The 16008-nt window shown below is 60.6% G+C and carries 14 protein-coding genes; 9 read left to right on the top strand and 5 right to left on the bottom strand.

Annotation, left to right across the window (positions count from 1 at the left end):
* Positions 1-51: 51 nt before the first annotated feature.
* On the bottom strand, positions 52-1557 hold the full coding sequence (locus tag K3727_10230) for a divergent polysaccharide deacetylase family protein (protein UWQ93123.1): 1506 nt from the start codon (positions 1555-1557) through the stop codon (positions 52-54).
* A gap of 186 nt (positions 1558-1743) precedes the next feature.
* On the opposite strand from K3727_10230, the gene K3727_10225 reads away from it, so the two are divergent.
* The 7 genes from K3727_10225 to lexA all read left to right on the top strand — a co-directional run bounded on the left by K3727_10225 (position 1744) and on the right by lexA (position 7316).
* A complete protein-coding gene (locus tag K3727_10225) occupies positions 1744-2325 on the top strand; it encodes an aminodeoxychorismate/anthranilate synthase component II (protein UWQ93122.1) in 582 nt (193 codons plus the stop codon).
* Positions 2322-3341, top strand: coding sequence for an anthranilate phosphoribosyltransferase (gene trpD, locus K3727_10220; protein UWQ93121.1), 1020 nt, complete (start codon positions 2322-2324; stop codon positions 3339-3341). Before K3727_10225 ends, trpD begins: the two co-directional genes overlap by 4 nt.
* Positions 3338-3985 (top strand): uracil-DNA glycosylase, encoded by a 648-nt coding sequence (locus K3727_10215; GenBank protein UWQ93120.1) that lies wholly within the window; start codon positions 3338-3340, stop codon positions 3983-3985. The genes trpD and K3727_10215 overlap by 4 nt, the downstream gene beginning before the upstream one ends.
* A 14-nt stretch (positions 3986-3999) precedes the next feature.
* Positions 4000-4812, top strand: a complete 813-nt coding sequence (gene trpC, locus K3727_10210; protein ID UWQ93119.1) for an indole-3-glycerol phosphate synthase TrpC — start codon at positions 4000-4002, stop codon at positions 4810-4812.
* On the top strand, positions 4812-5285 hold the full coding sequence (gene moaC, locus K3727_10205) for a cyclic pyranopterin monophosphate synthase MoaC (GenBank protein ID UWQ93118.1): 474 nt from the start codon (positions 4812-4814) through the stop codon (positions 5283-5285). The genes trpC and moaC overlap by 1 nt, the downstream gene beginning before the upstream one ends.
* The gene (locus tag K3727_10200) at positions 5282-6454 is read left to right on the top strand and encodes a molybdopterin molybdotransferase MoeA (protein UWQ93117.1); all 1173 of its coding nucleotides are present in this window, start codon (positions 5282-5284) and stop codon (positions 6452-6454) included. The genes moaC and K3727_10200 overlap by 4 nt, the downstream gene beginning before the upstream one ends.
* A gap of 166 nt (positions 6455-6620) precedes the next feature.
* Positions 6621-7316 (top strand): transcriptional repressor LexA, encoded by a 696-nt coding sequence (lexA, locus tag K3727_10195; GenBank protein ID UWQ93116.1) that lies wholly within the window; start codon positions 6621-6623, stop codon positions 7314-7316.
* Positions 7317-7603: 287 nt separating this feature from the next.
* On the opposite strand, the gene K3727_10190 is transcribed toward lexA, so the two are convergent.
* Entirely contained in the window at positions 7604-9613 is a 2010-nt protein-coding gene (locus K3727_10190) for a ComEC family competence protein (protein UWQ93115.1), read from the bottom strand.
* Between the two features lie 79 nt (positions 9614-9692).
* On the opposite strand from K3727_10190, the gene gltX reads away from it, so the two are divergent.
* Both gltX and gltA read left to right on the top strand, forming a co-directional pair.
* Positions 9693-11093, top strand: coding sequence for a glutamate--tRNA ligase (gene gltX / locus K3727_10185; GenBank protein UWQ93114.1), 1401 nt, complete (start codon positions 9693-9695; stop codon positions 11091-11093).
* A gap of 123 nt (positions 11094-11216) precedes the next feature.
* Complete coding sequence (gene gltA / locus K3727_10180) at positions 11217-12509, top strand: citrate (Si)-synthase (GenBank protein ID UWQ93113.1); 1293 nt, start codon at positions 11217-11219, stop codon at positions 12507-12509.
* A gap of 184 nt (positions 12510-12693) precedes the next feature.
* Here gltA and K3727_10175 read toward each other — a convergent pair whose 3' ends face one another.
* The 3 genes from K3727_10175 to K3727_10165 form a co-directional block, all read right to left on the bottom strand.
* Entirely contained in the window at positions 12694-13470 is a 777-nt protein-coding gene (locus K3727_10175) for an enoyl-CoA hydratase/isomerase family protein (GenBank protein ID UWQ93112.1), read from the bottom strand.
* Between the two features lie 73 nt (positions 13471-13543).
* Complete coding sequence (locus tag K3727_10170) at positions 13544-14026, bottom strand: cytochrome c-type biogenesis protein CcmH (GenBank protein ID UWQ93111.1); 483 nt, start codon at positions 14024-14026, stop codon at positions 13544-13546.
* Positions 14023-15990 carry a heme lyase CcmF/NrfE family subunit gene (locus tag K3727_10165; protein ID UWQ93110.1) on the bottom strand — a complete coding sequence of 656 codons (1968 nt, stop codon included), beginning with the start codon at positions 15988-15990 and terminating at the stop codon, positions 14023-14025. The genes K3727_10170 and K3727_10165 overlap by 4 nt, the downstream gene beginning before the upstream one ends.
* Between the last annotated feature and the right edge of the window lie 18 nt (positions 15991-16008).

Below are 16008 nucleotides of genomic sequence, written 5' to 3'. Positions count from 1 at the left end.
GATCTCCTGGTGCTCAAGATGTAGGGTGCGTGCTGGCACGCACCGCGCGACTTACTCTGCCTTCAGCGCCAGGCTGGCCGAAATCGGAGCCAGGGCAACCCGGCTGGCCCGATCCTGCAATCCCCACAGCAACAGCGCCGAAATCGTATCCGGGCGGACCCGACCCAACATGATCACGGCACCCTGCTGACCGGCGCGGAACGCGGCCTGATCCAGAAACCGTCGCATCACTGTCGGTGTCTGACCGGCTCCGTCAAAGTCCCGGAACACCACACCTGACGGCACCCCGTCCCGCTGCGCCAGCTTCTGCACGGTATTGAGCCCCCGGTCCTGGGTGATCAGCCCACGCCCGGTGTCTTTGACCACCGCCGTCACCTGATCGGACAGCGCCCGGTTGCCCTGAATACCGCTCCCGGTGCCTTCCAATACTGCGACCGTTTCAGGCAGGCTGGCAAACCAGACCTCCAGGGCTGTTTCAGCATCCGTTGCCGTGGCCGCAGCCGCAAAATTCGTCATCGCCACCACTTCAAACCCGGCGGCGCGATAGCGGGCCATCTTGTCCGTTGCATCCGGGTCGGACGGGTCGATTGCAAAGCTCAGCGGATAGGGAAAATCCAGCAACGCTTCGGCACCGATTGCCTGTTCATCATCAATCAAAAGAATTGACATCAACGGCTTGCCCTCTGGGTTGTCAAAGGGCGCGGCAAAGGCTTCGAACGGTCGCGAAGTTGGTGCGATGTCAGCGGATGGCGCACCATCACTGACCGGCTCCGATGTGTTCTCGGGGTCCGCACCCCGGTCGGTCAAAGGAACAACCGGCGTCCCGATCTGAGCGCCGGTGCCGGTGGTTCCGGCTCCGGTCTGCGGCAGGGCCGCAATCCGGGCAGGTTGCTCTGGCGCGGCTTCGGTCGTGGCTTCGGGTGTGGCTTCGACCACCGAGGTATCAACTTGTGGCGCGGCCTCGGTTGCGGGCTCCAGGGGTTCCACCGTTTCCGCGACATCGGGTGCCGGGTCCGTTTGTTTGGTCAGATCCGAACTCTCGGGATCCGCAGGGGCCGGCTCGGCGAAACCGGATCCTTCCGGGACCACCTGTGGCACGGACGGTTGCGCCGGATTGGCAACGGCTGTGGACACTGCAGTTTCCGCGCCTGGGGTATCCGGGGTCTGTTCGGGTGTGTCCGATGGGACCACCGGTTGATCCTGACTGCCGGTCATTTCCGGTGCCGAGGCCTCGGGGTCGAGAACAGGGATGGCTTCCGAGGCCGCGCCCACCTGGGGTTTGTCCGCCGGTTCCATCACCGATGGGGCCAACGCTGTCAGATCGCCAGCCGATGGGTCTGTGTCCTTGGGCGCTGTTGGTGCCGCCTCGACCAGATCCGCATCCTGACCCGCCGGTTTTGACAGGCTGACATCCGCATCGCGCGGCTGGATCACCACATCGGGTGACTCCACTGCAACCTCAGGCCGGGGCGGCAAGGGCGTCATCACCGACAACCCGACCGCACCGATCACCGCAACTATTGCCCCAATACTGACGCCACCCAGAAATCCACGCATGCCCGTTTTCTTCCCTCAATCACATGTATTGCCTAACCACGGTTTTTTCGCCGCAGCAAGCCGCGCTTCAGGGTTGCGCTCTTTATGTGCTCTTGACGCTGCCGCCTAACCCTGAACAAGTATGTCGCGACCACTATACTGCGGCTGGCCCTTGTGCCACCAGCCCTAATGACGAACGAGCCTGCCATGCTGTTGCTGATCGATAACTACGACTCATTCACCTATAATCTGGTGCATTACCTGGGCGAATTGGGAGCCGAAATGGTCGTGCGTCGCAATGACGCCATCGACGTGCAGGAGGCCATGGCGATGAACCCCGCAGGCATCCTGCTGAGCCCGGGCCCCTGCGATCCGGATCAGGCGGGCATCTGTCTGGCCCTGACACAGGCCGCCGCCGAAACCCGCACGCCGCTGCTTGGCGTGTGTCTGGGGCATCAAACCATCGGTCAGACCTTTGGCGGTCGTGTGGTGCGCTGTCACGAAATCGTACACGGCAAAATGGGCACCATGCATCACACCAATACTGGCCTGTTTGCCGGTCTGCCGACCCCGTTCGAGGCGACGCGCTATCATTCTCTGGTGGTCGAACGCGAAAGCCTGCCAGAGTGCCTCGATGTCACTGCCTGGCTTGATGATGGCACCATCATGGGCCTGCAACACAAGGAGCTGCCGATCCACGGCGTCCAGTTCCACCCGGAATCCATCGCTTCGGAACATGGCCATGCCCTGCTCCAGAATTTTCTAAATGACATGAAGGTGCCCGCATGAGCGAGACCCTGAAGCCGCTGATCGGCACTGCTGCCGACCGCCCCCTGACCCGGAGCGAGGCCGAGACCGCGTTCAAATGCCTGTTCGAAGGCGAAGCCACGCCCAGCCAGATTGGCGGCCTGCTGATGGCGCTGCGTACCCGTGGCGAAACCGTGGATGAATACGCCGCTGCCGCCGCTGTGATGCGGGCCAAATGCAACGCCGTGATTGCACCCGCAGGTGCCATGGACATCGTTGGCACCGGTGGCGATGGCAAGGGAACGCTGAACATTTCCACTGCAACCGCATTCGTTGTGGCCGGTGCCGGAACCGTGGTGGCCAAACACGGCAATCGCAACCTCAGTTCGAAATCTGGCGCGGCGGATGCCTTGGGTCAGATGGGAATCAACGTGATGGTTGGCCCCCAAGTCGTTGAGAAGGCACTGAAAGAGGCGGGCATCTGTTTCATGATGGCCCCCATGCATCACCCGGCGATTGCCCATGTGATGCCGACACGTGCAGAGCTGGGAACCCGCACGATTTTCAACATCCTGGGGCCACTGACCAATCCGGCAGGCGTCAAACGCCAGCTGACGGGCGCGTTTTCGCGTGATCTGATCCGCCCCATGGCCGAAACGCTCCAGACGCTGGGATCCGAACGGGCCTGGTTGGTGCATGGATCCGACGGCACCGATGAACTCACCATCACCGGTGTTAGCTGGGTATCGGCCTTGGAAGAGGACGGCAGCATCCGCGATGTCGAACTGCACCCCGAAGACGCCGGCCTGCCGGTTCACCCGTTCGAGGCGATTGTCGGCGGCAGCCCCCAGGACAACGCCGTGGCGTTCCGCGCGCTGCTGGATGGCGCACCGTCGGCCTATCGCGATGCTGTGTTGTTGAATTCGGCGGCGGCGTTGGTGGTGGCGGGCCATGCCTCGGACCTGCGCGATGGCGTGGCCAAGGCCGCCCATAGCATCGACAGCGGTGCCGCCAAGGCCAAGATCGAAGCAGTGGCCCGGATCACTTCCGCCGCATGAGCACCGAAATTCCTCAAGGATGGGCTGATCTAACGTTTTTCAACACGGATTGGCCCGCCATTCAGGCGGCCATTGACGCCGATCCGCGCACCATCCTGCCGCCTGCCCATCAACGCTTTGCCGCGTTAGAGCACACCCCCCCCGAAAAAACCCGCGTGGTCATTCTGGGTCAGGACCCCTATCACACGCCCGGCAAGGCAGATGGGCTGGCGTTTTCGATACCTACGGATTTTCCCGGCAGGTTGGCCTCGCTGGGCAATATTCTAAAGGAATTGAACAGCGATCTGGGCGTCACCAGACAGCAGACCGATCTGCGCGACTGGGCTGACAAGGGTGTTTTGCTGCTCAACACGGCACTCACCGTTCCGACGGGCGAGGCCAATGGCCACAAGGCGCTGGGATGGGATAAATTGGTGCATCAGGTGCTGGCACGCACATCACAGCGTCCGACTGCCTATATTCTGTGGGGAAATCAGGCGCAAAAGCTTGCAACCCATATCAATCCGGGCGATCACCTGATCCTGAAAACCGCCCACCCTTCGCCGCTGTCGGCGCGGCGCGGCTTTTTCGGCTCGCGGCCATTTTCGGCTGTGAACGATTGGTTGCGTGCCCGGGGTGAGGAACAAATCGACTGGACTGCATGAACGGAGCCGCTGGCATGAGCACAACCATCCTGGACAAGATCAAAGCCTACAAGCTCGAAGAAGTGGCCGCCGACAAAGCGGCCAAACCGCTGAGCGAGATCGAAGCCCTGGCACGCGACGCCAGCCCGGTCCGTGGCTTTGCCGATGCGCTGTTTCGCGCCAAACAGCATGGCTATGGCCTGATCGCGGAAATCAAGAAAGCCAGCCCCTCCAAAGGCCTGATCCGTGCCGATTTCAACCCGCCTGACCTGGCGCGGGCATATGAAGCGGGCGGAGCCACCTGCCTGTCGGTACTGACAGACACGCCCAGCTTTCAGGGCGACAAATCCTTTCTGACAGCGGCGCGAAATGCCTGTTCGCTGCCTGCGTTGCGCAAGGATTTCATGTATGACACCTATCAGGTCGCCGAAGCCCGCGCCCTGGGGGCCGATTGCATCCTGATCATCCTGGCCTCGGTCAGCGATTCCCAGGCCGCCGAACTGGAACAGGCCGCGTTTGAATGGGACATGGATGTGCTGCTCGAAGTGCACGACCAGCAGGAGCTTGAACGGGCCTGCCATTTGAAATCGCGCCTGATGGGCATCAACAATCGTAATCTCAATACCTTTGAAACCACGCTGGACACCACCCGTACCCTGTCCAAACTGGTCCCTGCCGATCGCACTATCGTCTGTGAAAGCGGCCTGTTCACGCCCGCAGATCTGGCCGATATGGCCCGCTATGGATCACGCACATTCCTGATTGGCGAAAGCCTGATGCGCCAGGACGACGTGGCCCAGGCCACACGTGATCTGCTTGCCAATCCTTTGATCCCGGGAGCCATCTAATGTCGCTGACGCATTTTGACACCAAGGGCGACGCCCATATGGTTGATGTCTCGGACAAGGCGGTGACCTCCCGCGTGGCTGTCGCTGCTGGATACATCAAGATGGCACGGGAAACCTTTGATATCATTAGCGAAGGACGCGCCAAAAAAGGTGACGTTCTGGGTGTTGCCCGTCTCGCCGGGATCATGGGTGCCAAAAAGACGCCTGACCTGATTCCGCTGTGCCATCCGCTGCCGGTGACCAAGGTTGCCGTGGAACTGACGCTGGATCCGGACCTGCCGGGCGTCCGGATCGAAGCCACCGTCAAAACCACCGGCCAGACCGGTGTCGAGATGGAGGCGCTCACCGCGGTTTCGACCGCGGCGCTCACGGTTTATGACATGACCAAGGCGGTGGACAAGGCAATGGAAATCGGCGGTATCAAGGTGCTGCTCAAGGACGGCGGAAAATCCGGGCGATACGAAGCACCATGATCACCGTCACCCAAGCCCGCGTGCTGCTTTTGGCGCTGACAGCCCCTTTGGGGGTCGAAGACGTTCCCTTGATCAGGGCTGCGGGTCGGGTTTTGGCCCGGCCGGTCACAGCCCGGCGCAATCAGCCGCCGTTTGCCGCCTCGTCGATGGACGGATACGCAATGAAACGGGCCGAAGTCGAACGCCACGCCATGTTCAAGGTCATTGGCGAAGCCGCCGCCGGGCATTCATTTAACGGGACCGTCGGGCCAGGACAGGCCGTGCGTATATTTACCGGAGCACCGGTGCCTGACGGGGCAGACTTTGTGGTCATACAAGAAGACATCACCCGCACCGGCGATCTGATCACCATCGCGAACGAACCGGGTGAAAAGGACAATATCCGTGCCGAAGGCGGCGATTTCAGCACCGGCACCACTATCGCCCCCCCGCTGTCTTTGCGCGCCGAAGACATTGCCCTGATGGCTGCGATGAACATTCCAACCGTCCCTGTCGCGCGCAAACCGATTGTCGCGCTGATTTCAACCGGGGACGAGTTGGTCATGCCGGGCGAAACACCGGGCCCCGATCAGATCATCGTATCCAACACCTTTGGGCTCAAGGCCATGCTGGAAACAGTGGGAGCAGACGTCCGCATCATGCCAATCGCCCGCGACACGGTGACCAGCCTAAAGACCGCCTTTGAGCTGGCCAGCAGCGCCGATCTGATCGTCACCATCGGCGGGGCCTCGGTTGGCGATCACGATCTGGTCGCGCCAGTGTCGGCGGAACTGGGAATGGAGCGGTCATTTTACAAGGTTGCCATGCGTCCCGGCAAACCGCTGATGGCCGGAAAACTGGGTCGGTCTGCGATGGTCGGGCTTCCCGGAAATCCTGTCTCTGCAATGATTTGCGCCGAAATCTTCATCAAACCGATGATCCGTGCCATGATGGGTCAGGACACCACACAGGCCGATCTGATGACTGCGCCTTTGACTGCGCCGCTCGCCGCGAATGGTCCGCGCGAACATTATATGCGCGCGCAATTGGACCGTAACGGGATTGCCGCCTTTGACAACCAGGACAGCGCCATGTTGTCTGTTCTGGCCCGCGCCGATGCCCTGCTGGTGCGTCCTGCCAATGACCCGGCCCGGGCCATCGGAGAGCCCGTGGCCTATCTGCCGCTTTAGCCGTTTAAATCCGGGCCTGACGTTCACCGCCTTGCTGCCCATCACCAGAAACGGGCGGGTGCGCCGCCCATTGGACCAAAGCAGCAACACTGTTGACACAAAACGGGAACATGCGTAGAACAAAACCAAACGTATGGACCAACCACAGGCCAGGGGGTGTCACCGAATGCTGACCAAGAAACAGCTGGAACTGCTGGAATTCATTCATCAACGCATGAAAAAGGACGGTGTTCCGCCCAGCTTTGATGAAATGAAGATCGCGTTGGATCTGCGATCCAAATCCGGAATCCACCGTCTGATCACGGCGTTGGAGGAACGCGGGTTTATCCGTCGACTGGCCCATCGGGCCCGCGCCATTGAAATCATCCGCCTGCCCGACAGCCTGGGCCATGACAGCGGCGGTTTCACACCGCGGGTCATCGAAGGCAACAAACCCAACTCCAGCCGCCCGGCCAATACGGAACCAATGGTGATGACGGCCGTGGAACTGCCGGTTATGGGCCGCATTGCCGCCGGTGTACCCATCGAAGCCATCAGTCAGGTGTCGCACCAGGTTGCTGTTCCCAATCAGATGCTATCCGCCTCGGGCGATCATTATGCGTTAGAGGTCAAGGGCGATTCGATGATCGAAGCCGGGATCAACGATGGTGACATCGTGGTGATCCGTGAATCGAACACGGCCGACAACGGCGATATCGTCGTTGCCCTTGTCGAAGATCACGAGGCGACGCTGAAACGCTTTCTGCGCCACGGCCATTCGATTGCGCTCGAGGCGGCGAACCCGGCCTATGAAACTCGGGTCTATCCTGCGGAACAGGTCAAGGTTCAGGGCCGGTTGGTCGGGTTGATTCGGACCTACTGAGCCTGGGCATCTTGCGGGTCCGGACGCGCTTGGCGTCTGGGTGCGTTGATCCAATGCTGCCAGTTTGTCCGTATTTTTCTGAGACTCGATGCCTCTGCCCAGGAACAGTTTGTCTTCGAAACAATGCGACTCGCTCGATGAGCCACCCCGCTTAACCTGTAGAGCAGCGCAGTCCATGTCAGTGGAATACGCCGCTTGTCCGTAACACAGCTATGGCCGGCCCAACCCAGACTGTTGCGAGGTCATGGAAGCGCAGCTAAAGGTGCCGAAACAATGGGGCCTGCACCCTAGAAACCGGTCCACAACCGGGTGCCCGATATCTGGCGCGCGGTTTTCAGCTGCCCATCTGTCACCGAAATACTGCCGGTTTCGCGCAGGTGCGCCGGGTCAAAATGCGCGCAAGGGCCCTGCAGATCCATGGGCACAGAGGCAACGACAATCTGGTTCGCCTTGCACTCCTGAAAATCGGCAACGGCCCGTTTGCCGATCACATGGACCAACTCGCGTTGCCCCAGGCGCATCCGGCGGATCCTGGTCTTGTGTCCGTCCCAGCGGCTGGCTGCACTGGTCTGATCCGCGCCATCCCCGTCATTTTCGAGCCAGATCCCGGCAACAAACCCCGCGCCCTTGGGTTTGGACAGCGCCCGGCCCTGATCCGTCATCACCCCCACCAATGCACCATTGGCGTCAATCAGCACCTCGGGGCGAACCGTTTGGGTCCAAAGCGCAAAACCAAGAACAACAGGAACCAGACCGACGCCTCTCAGACGTCCCTGCCATAGAATGATCACCAGAAAACCCAGCCCAATCAATGGCAGAACCACCGGGTCCGGGCTGACAACATATCCCTTTGCCCCGTCCAGCCCGGCCACTACCCGTGCGACCTCGAGAATCCACGCCAATCCCCACCCCATCACCTTTAACCCGATCCATCCCAATCCAATGGGCCACAGGCACAGCGCCGCCACCGCCGCCGGAATCACCAACACCCCCATCAATGGCACCGACACCAGATTGGCGATCAGGCCATAATGCGCCATGGCGTTGAAATGCGCTGCGCCGACGGGGCCAGTCGCCGCCCCCGCGACGGCCGAAGAAATCACCACACCCAGAATTGGCTGCAACCAGGGCGGACCCAACGAGATCTCGGCCTCTCGGATCCAGCCGAACACAGCAACCAGGGCGGTTGTGGCCGCAAAAGACATCTGAAACCCCGGACCCAACAGTGTTTCCGGGCGGCGCACCAGCACGATCAGCGCCGCCAAGGCAACAGCGCGCAGGCTAAAGACCCGGCGGTCCACCATCACCGCACCAAGCGCAACCGCGACCATGACAAAGGCACGTTCTGTGGCCACGTTGCCGCCTGACAGGACCAGATACCCGGCGGCGACACCCAAGGCTCCGGCCGCTGCAATCCGTTTGACCGGCAGGCGTAAGGCCACCGACGGGATCAGCGACAGGCCGACCCGCAGCAGGCCAAAAACAAACCCGGCCAACAGCCCCATGTGCAGTCCGGAAATCGCCAACAAATGGGCCAGGTTGCTGTCACGCAAGGCCTGGAGCGCCGTTTGGCTGACACCGCTTCGATCACCGGTGGTGACCGCGGCAGCAAACCCTCCGACATCGCCGGGCAACACCTGACGGATGGCACGCGACGCCGCCATGCGCAGCTTGAACACACGCTGGCCAGCCTGCGACGGCGCAGAGATCAGGACCGGATTTCGGGTATAGCCGACCGCGCCAAGTCCCTGAAACCAGGCATGGCGACGAAAATCAAATCCGCCGGGTTCTGCCGGCCCCTGTGGCGGCATCAGATGTCCTGTGGTCATCACACGGGTTCCCGGCAGCAGGGTCTCGGGCGGACCATGCAGCGACAGCCGCACCCTGATCGGCCGCCGGTCCGGCCTGACCCGTTCCAGGTAAACCTGATCCAGTGTCACCCGGGGCGCATCGGTGGATGAGCGATCCAAGCCCACGACGCGGCCCTCGATCGGGCCATAGTAGCGCCAGTCCAACACCGGCCCCGCCACCCGGTGCGCCCGCAGACCGGCCAACCCAAACCCAAAAGCCACCAGGGCCACCGCCCAGACCAGCGCGGCCAAACCGCCGGGCCAGCGCAGGGCAACTCCCATTGCGAGCACCCCGAACCCGACCGTCCCTGCGTAGGTCGTCATCCCCGGCTCGGTCAGACGTGAAAAGTAAAGTCCGATCCCAATGGCCAGTAAAACCGGCACCCAGGGAAACAGGTGCCCGCGTTGCTGCATTATCAAACTGTCGAGCGCCGCGATAAGACGCATGCTTGCCCCCTGCGGTCCGGCTGGGTAGACAGGCGGAAATCCTACGCTCCTCAAGGTTTCCAAAAGGTAAATGGCTCCCATGTCCAAACCGGTCGTCACCCGTTTCGCTCCGTCTCCCACCGGCTTTCTGCATATCGGCGGTGCCCGCACCGCCCTGTTCAACTGGCTTTATGCCCGGGGTCGTGGCGGCAAATTTCTGCTGCGCATCGAAGACACCGACCGGGAACGGTCCACGCCAGAAGCCACAGCCGCAATCTTGCAAGGCATGGAATGGCTGGGGCTGGATCATGATGGCGATGTCATCAGCCAATTCGAAGGTGCCGCGCGCCACGCCGAAGTCGCCCATCAGCTGCTGGCCGATGGCAAGGCCTATAAATGTTTTGCATCGCAGGAAGACATTGCCACCTTCCGCGAAACGGCCAAGGCCGAAGGTCGCAGCACCTTGTACCGCTCACCCTGGCGCGACGCTGATCCAGCCAGCCACCCGGACGCGCCCTATGTGATCCGCATCAAGGCGCCTCAGGAGGGCGCAACCGTGATCCGGGATCAGGTGCAGGGCGATGTGACCATTCGCAATGACCAGCTGGACGACATGATCCTGCTGCGCAGCGATGGTACCCCGGTCTATATGCTGGCCGTTGTGGTGGATGACCACGACATGGGCGTGACCCATGTGATCCGCGGTGATGATCATCTGAACAACGCCGCGCGCCAGATGGTGATCTATGAGGCCATGGGGTGGGACGTTCCCGTCTGGGCCCATATCCCGCTGATCCATGGACCAGATGGCAAGAAACTGTCCAAACGCCACGGCGCGTTGGGGGCACAGGAATACCAGGCCATGGGGTACCCTGCGGCGGGCATGCGCAACTATCTGGCGCGCCTGGGCTGGAGCCATGGCGACGATGAGTTTTTCTCGGACGAACAGGCGCGCGACTGGTTTGATCTGGATGGAATCGGCAAAAGCCCGGCCCGTTTCGATTTGAAAAAGCTCGAGAATCTCTGTGGTCAGCACATCGCCGTTAGCGATGACGCTGCATTGCGGCAAGAAATCGAAGCATATCTGGCCGCAGCGGCGCTTCCGGCCCTGGATGACAAACAGTCGCGGGATCTTGAACGTGCGATGTATTGCCTCAAGGATCGGGCCCGAACTTTCCCGGAACTCATTGAAAAAGCACACTTTGCACTGGCATCCCGCCCGATCGAACCCGATGCAAAGGCGGCCAAAGCCCTGACATCGGTATCCGATGGTATACTGGGTGAATTGACGCCGCAGTTGCAAAATGCTAGCTGGAACCGAGATCAACTGGAGGCGACCCTGAACGCATTCGCAGAAGCGCAGGGCACCAAGTTTGGCAAGCTGGCCGGTCCGCTCAGGGCTGTGCTGGCTGGACGCGCCGTAACGCCTTCGGTGTTTGACATGATGTTGGTTCTGGGCCGCGACGAAACAGTGGCCCGACTGACCGACGCAGCTGGATAAGACCTGGATTAACGTCCGGTTAACGCTGCTCCACTACCACGGACCTGCGCATTACGTGCGCAGGGACTGCCCCGCATGGGCCGCCTGTTGGCTGCCACATGCCTGTAACAGGAAGGGACAACCATGACCGAGACGAAGACCGCCACTCTCACGATTGACGGCCAGAGCTATGATCTGCCGATTTTTTCGCCCACCGCGGGCCCCGATGTCGTCGACATTCGCAAACTGTATGGCCAGGCGGGTGTGTTCACCTATGATCCCGGTTTCACCTCGACCGCGAGCTGTGACAGCACCATCACCTATATTGACGGTGACAAGGGCGAGCTGCTGCACCGGGGCTATCCGATCGACCAGTTGGCTGGAAAATCGCATTTCCTAGAGGTCTGCTATCTGTTGCTGTATGGTGAGCTGCCGAACGCGGCTCAGTTGGAAACTTTCGAAACCACCATCACCCGCCACACGATGATTCACGAACAGATGGTCTATCTGTTCCGCGGATTCCGCCGCGATGCCCACCCGATGGCGATCATTGTCGGTGTTGTTGGCGCGATGTCGGCCTTTTATCATGACTCGACCGATATTGCCGACCCACGTCAGCGCGAAGTTGCGACCCATCGCCTGATCGCCAAGATGCCCACCATTGTTGCGATGGCGTATAAATACACCATCGGTCAGCCGTTCGAATACCCGCGCAACGACATGGATTATGCATCCAATTTCCTGCGGATGTGTTTCGCCGTGCCCTGCGAAGATTACCAGGTCAACCCGATCCTGGCCCGTGCCATGGACCGCATTCTGACCCTGCATGCGGATCACGAACAGAATGCGTCGACCTCGACCGTGCGTCTGGCGTCGTCGTCGGGTGCCAACCCGTTCGCCTGTATCGCTGCCGGTGTTGCCTGTCTGTGGGGGCCTGCCCATGGCGGTGCAAACCAGGCCTGTCTGGAAATGCTCAAAGAAATCGGCACCGTCGACCGGATTCCCGAATTCATTGCCCGCGCCAAGGACAAGGACGATCCATTCCGTCTGATGGGCTTTGGTCACCGCGTCTACAAGAACTTTGACCCGCGCGCGACCGTGATGAAACAATCCGCAGACGAGGTTCTGGACCTGCTGGGTGTTGAAGACAACCCAATCCTTCAGGTCGCCAAGGAACTGGAAAAGCAGGCGCTGGAAGATCCGTATTTCGCCGAGAAGAAACTGTTCCCGAATGTGGATTTCTATTCCGGGATCATTCTCGAAGCCATGGGCTTCCCCACTTCGATGTTCACCCCGATCTTTGCGCTGTCGCGCACTGTCGGGTGGATTTCGCAGTGGAAGGAAATGATCGCCGATCCACAGGCCAAAATCGGCCGTCCGCGTCAGTTGTACCTGGGCGATACCATGCGCGATTACGTGGACATCGAAAACCGCTGATCAACAGCGAGATGACATTAGAAAAACCCCGCTTGGTCGCAAGCGGGGTTTTTGTTTTACGGCCTGTCAGGGCCCCCAAAAGGTCAACCTGACACAGGGCCCAATGAGCCGGGAAACCCTCAATAAAAAACGGCTCGGACCGCAGTGGCCGAGCCGTATCACAGGTCGCACCCCTATGGCTGGTTCAGCGTCCTTCGAACTTGGCTGGGCGCTTTTCCAGAAACGCCGAGACTCCCTCCATGAAATCGCGCGACTGACCCAGTTCACCCTGCATATGGGCTTCGACCAACAGCTGTTCCGCCAATGTTTTTTGATAAGCACCGCGGATAGATTGTTTGATGGCACCAAAGGCCTTGCTGGGCCCCGTGGCCAACCAGGTGGCCCGCTTGCGCCAATGGGCATCAAAATCGGTGTCCGGCACCGATTCCCATATCATGCCCCAATCATCGGCCTGTTTCGCCGAAATGCGATCCGCAAACAACGCCGCGCCCATGGCCTTGGCCATGCCCATCTTGTGTGGCAGCAGCCAGGTTCCGCCGGCATCCGGCATCAACCCGATCCGGGCAAACGCCTGCAGGAAATAGGCGCTCTCGGTGGCGATCACAACATCCGCAGCCAGCGCCAGATTTGCCCCTGCCCCAGCGGCGGGCCCATTGACCGCAGACACGGTCGGGATCGGGCAATCATAAATCGCTTCCAGCATCGGCAGGTATTCGTCCCGCAATGTGCGTTCCAGATCCAGCGCCCCACCGCTGGAAGCGTCGCTGAGATCCTGCCCGGTGCAAAACGCAGCCCCCGTCCCCGTCAGCACAACGGCGCGGGCCTGCGCGGCGGCTTCCTTCATCGCATGAGCGATTTCGGCCCGCATCTGGCTGGTCAGCGCGTTCATCTTGTCAGGCCGGTTCAGCGTCAGAACCGCCAAGCCGTCAGTGATGTCAAAGGTGATCGTCTGATAGTCCATTTGCGCGCCTCGTGAATATGTGTTGATCGCAAACTTGACCCAAGCGTCAGGCCAGCAAAAGCAGAACCCCGCGTCAATCGTCCAGAATTTTGCGCAGTCGCTCCTGCTCTTCGGCGCTTAGGCCATCGTCATTGCGCGCGGGTGCCGTCGATCGACGCCGAAGATAATAGAACCCCATCAAAGCCGCCAACAGCAACATCACTGGCCCGGCAGCCCAAAGCATCCAATTGGCCCCATTGGCCGTCGGGCGCAGCAACACATATTCACCGTACCGGTCGACGATGAACGCCATCGCTTCCTGGTCGTCATCCCCCGCCACCAGCCGTTCACGCAGCAGGATCCGCAGATCCCTCGCCAGTTCAGCGTTGGATTCATCAATGCTTTCGTTGCGACACACCAGACAGCGCAGATCCTTGCTCAGCTCGCGTGCACGTGCTTCCAGCGCCGGATCTTCGAGCACTTCGTCCGGTTGAACGGCCATTGCTCCGGATCCTGCGAACAGGCTCGCCATGGCGGACAGACACCCCACAATCAGCAAGACAAAAACCTGTTTCATTCCGCAGGCACTCCGCCGGTCGAGGATTTACGTGCACCAGCCGCGACCCGGAACCGTCGGTCACTCAGGCTCAGAAGCCCACCCAGGGCCATCAGGATACACCCACCCCAGATCCAATTCGCCAGCGGTTTGATATAGGTCCGCATGGTCCAGCCCCCATCCGCCTGTTTGTCACCGATAACAACATACAGATCGCGCAGGAATTGATAGTCAATCGCTGCCTCGGTGGTGGGCATCCGCGCCACCGGATATTGGCGTTTTTCCGGAAGGAGGACGGCTTCAAACTGACCATTCCGGTCCGCCGTCACGATGCCCTGGGTCGCACGATAATTGGGCCCTTCGACCTCCTGCACGTCGGTCAGGGTCAGCGTATATGCTCCCACATCGAAGGGCTGGTTCATATAGGCGATACGAATGTCTTCACGCTCCCAGGCGGTCAACCCGGCAATGGCAAAGATGGTGATACCCAACCCCGCATGGGCGGTTGCCTTGCCCCAATCGGCGCGTGGCAGGCGGAACAGACGGCCAAACCGGTTCAGCCCACGCCCGGACCGCATCCACAGGTCGGCCAAGGCCCCAAAGACCATCCATGACCCCAGGAACAATCCCACAGGCCCCATTGCGCTGCGCCCGGTCTGCATGGCCCAGGCCAAAACGCCCAAAGCAACGGCCAACAGAAACACATACCGCAGTGACCAGGCCGTGCGCCCCAGTTTGCCCCGTTTCCACGGCAGCATCGCACCCACCGGCAGGATCAATCCCAACAGCACCATGAACGGCGTAAAGGCCGCGTTGAAATAGGGCGGTCCAACGCTCAGTTTGCGATCAAAGAACATCTCAGCCAGAATCGGCCACATGGTCCCGAAAAAGACAACGAAACAGCTGACAGCCAACAGGATGTTGTTCGTAATCAACATACTCTCGCGGCTGACCATCCCAAAGACACCCTTGGCTTCCATCGCTTGTGCGCGCGCCGCAAACAGGGTCAGCGCACCGCCGGTGAACACGGCCAGAATGATCAGAATAAACACCCCGCGTTCCGGGTCATTGGCAAAGGCATGCACGGATGTCAGCAACCCCGAGCGCACAATGAATGTCCCGATCAGCGAAAACCCAAAGGCCAGAATTGCCAACAGAATGGTCCAGCTTTTCAGCGCTTCGCGTTTTTCCACCACGATGGCCGAATGCAACAGCGCCGCCGCCAGCAGCCAGGGCATGAAGGAGGCATTTTCTACCGGGTCCCAGAACCAGAACCCACCCCAGCCCAATTCGTAATAGGCCCACCAAGACCCCAGAGCGATGCCAATGGTCAAAAACACCCAGGCCGCCAGCGTCCAGGGCCGCACCCAGCGCCCCCAGGCCGCATCCACGCGGCCCTCGATCAACGCCGCCACGGCAAAGCTGAACGCCATGCTCAGCCCCACATACCCCAGATACAGGAACGGCGGGTGAAACGCCAAACCGGGATCCTGCAGCAGAGGATTCAGGTCCTGCCCGTCAAAGGGCGGGACCGCCAGACGCAGGAACGGGTTCGAGGTGAACAGGATAAAGGCAAAAAACGCCACCGCGATGGCGCTTTGCACCGCCAGTACACGCGCCTTCAACGAGGGTGGCAGGCCGCCGCCAAAACTGGCCGCCGTGGCCCCGAACAGGGTCACGATCAGCACCCATAGCAACATGGATCCTTCGTGATTCCCCCAGGTGCCGGAAATCTTGTACAGCATCGGCTTGGCCGAATGGCTGTTGGCCCAGACCAGTTTCAGCGAAAAATCAGATGTAACGAACGCCCAGGTCAACGCGCCAAAGGACAGCGCCGTCAGCAGGAACTGGGCATGTGCCGCAGGTTCCGCAACGGCCATCCATCCAGGCCAGCGTTTATGGGCTCCAATCAGCGGTACCACCATCTGAAAGATAGCAACCACAAATGCGAGGACGAGGGCGAAATGACCGAGTTCTGTAACCATGCGGCTTATATAGGCTGC

The organism is Rhodobacteraceae bacterium M382 (assembly GCA_025141015.1).
GTDB lineage: Bacteria > Pseudomonadota > Alphaproteobacteria > Rhodobacterales > Rhodobacteraceae > Aliisedimentitalea > Aliisedimentitalea scapharcae.
The sequence above is the reverse complement of the archived record's forward strand: the minus strand, read 5'-3'. Positions and strand labels throughout refer to the sequence as shown.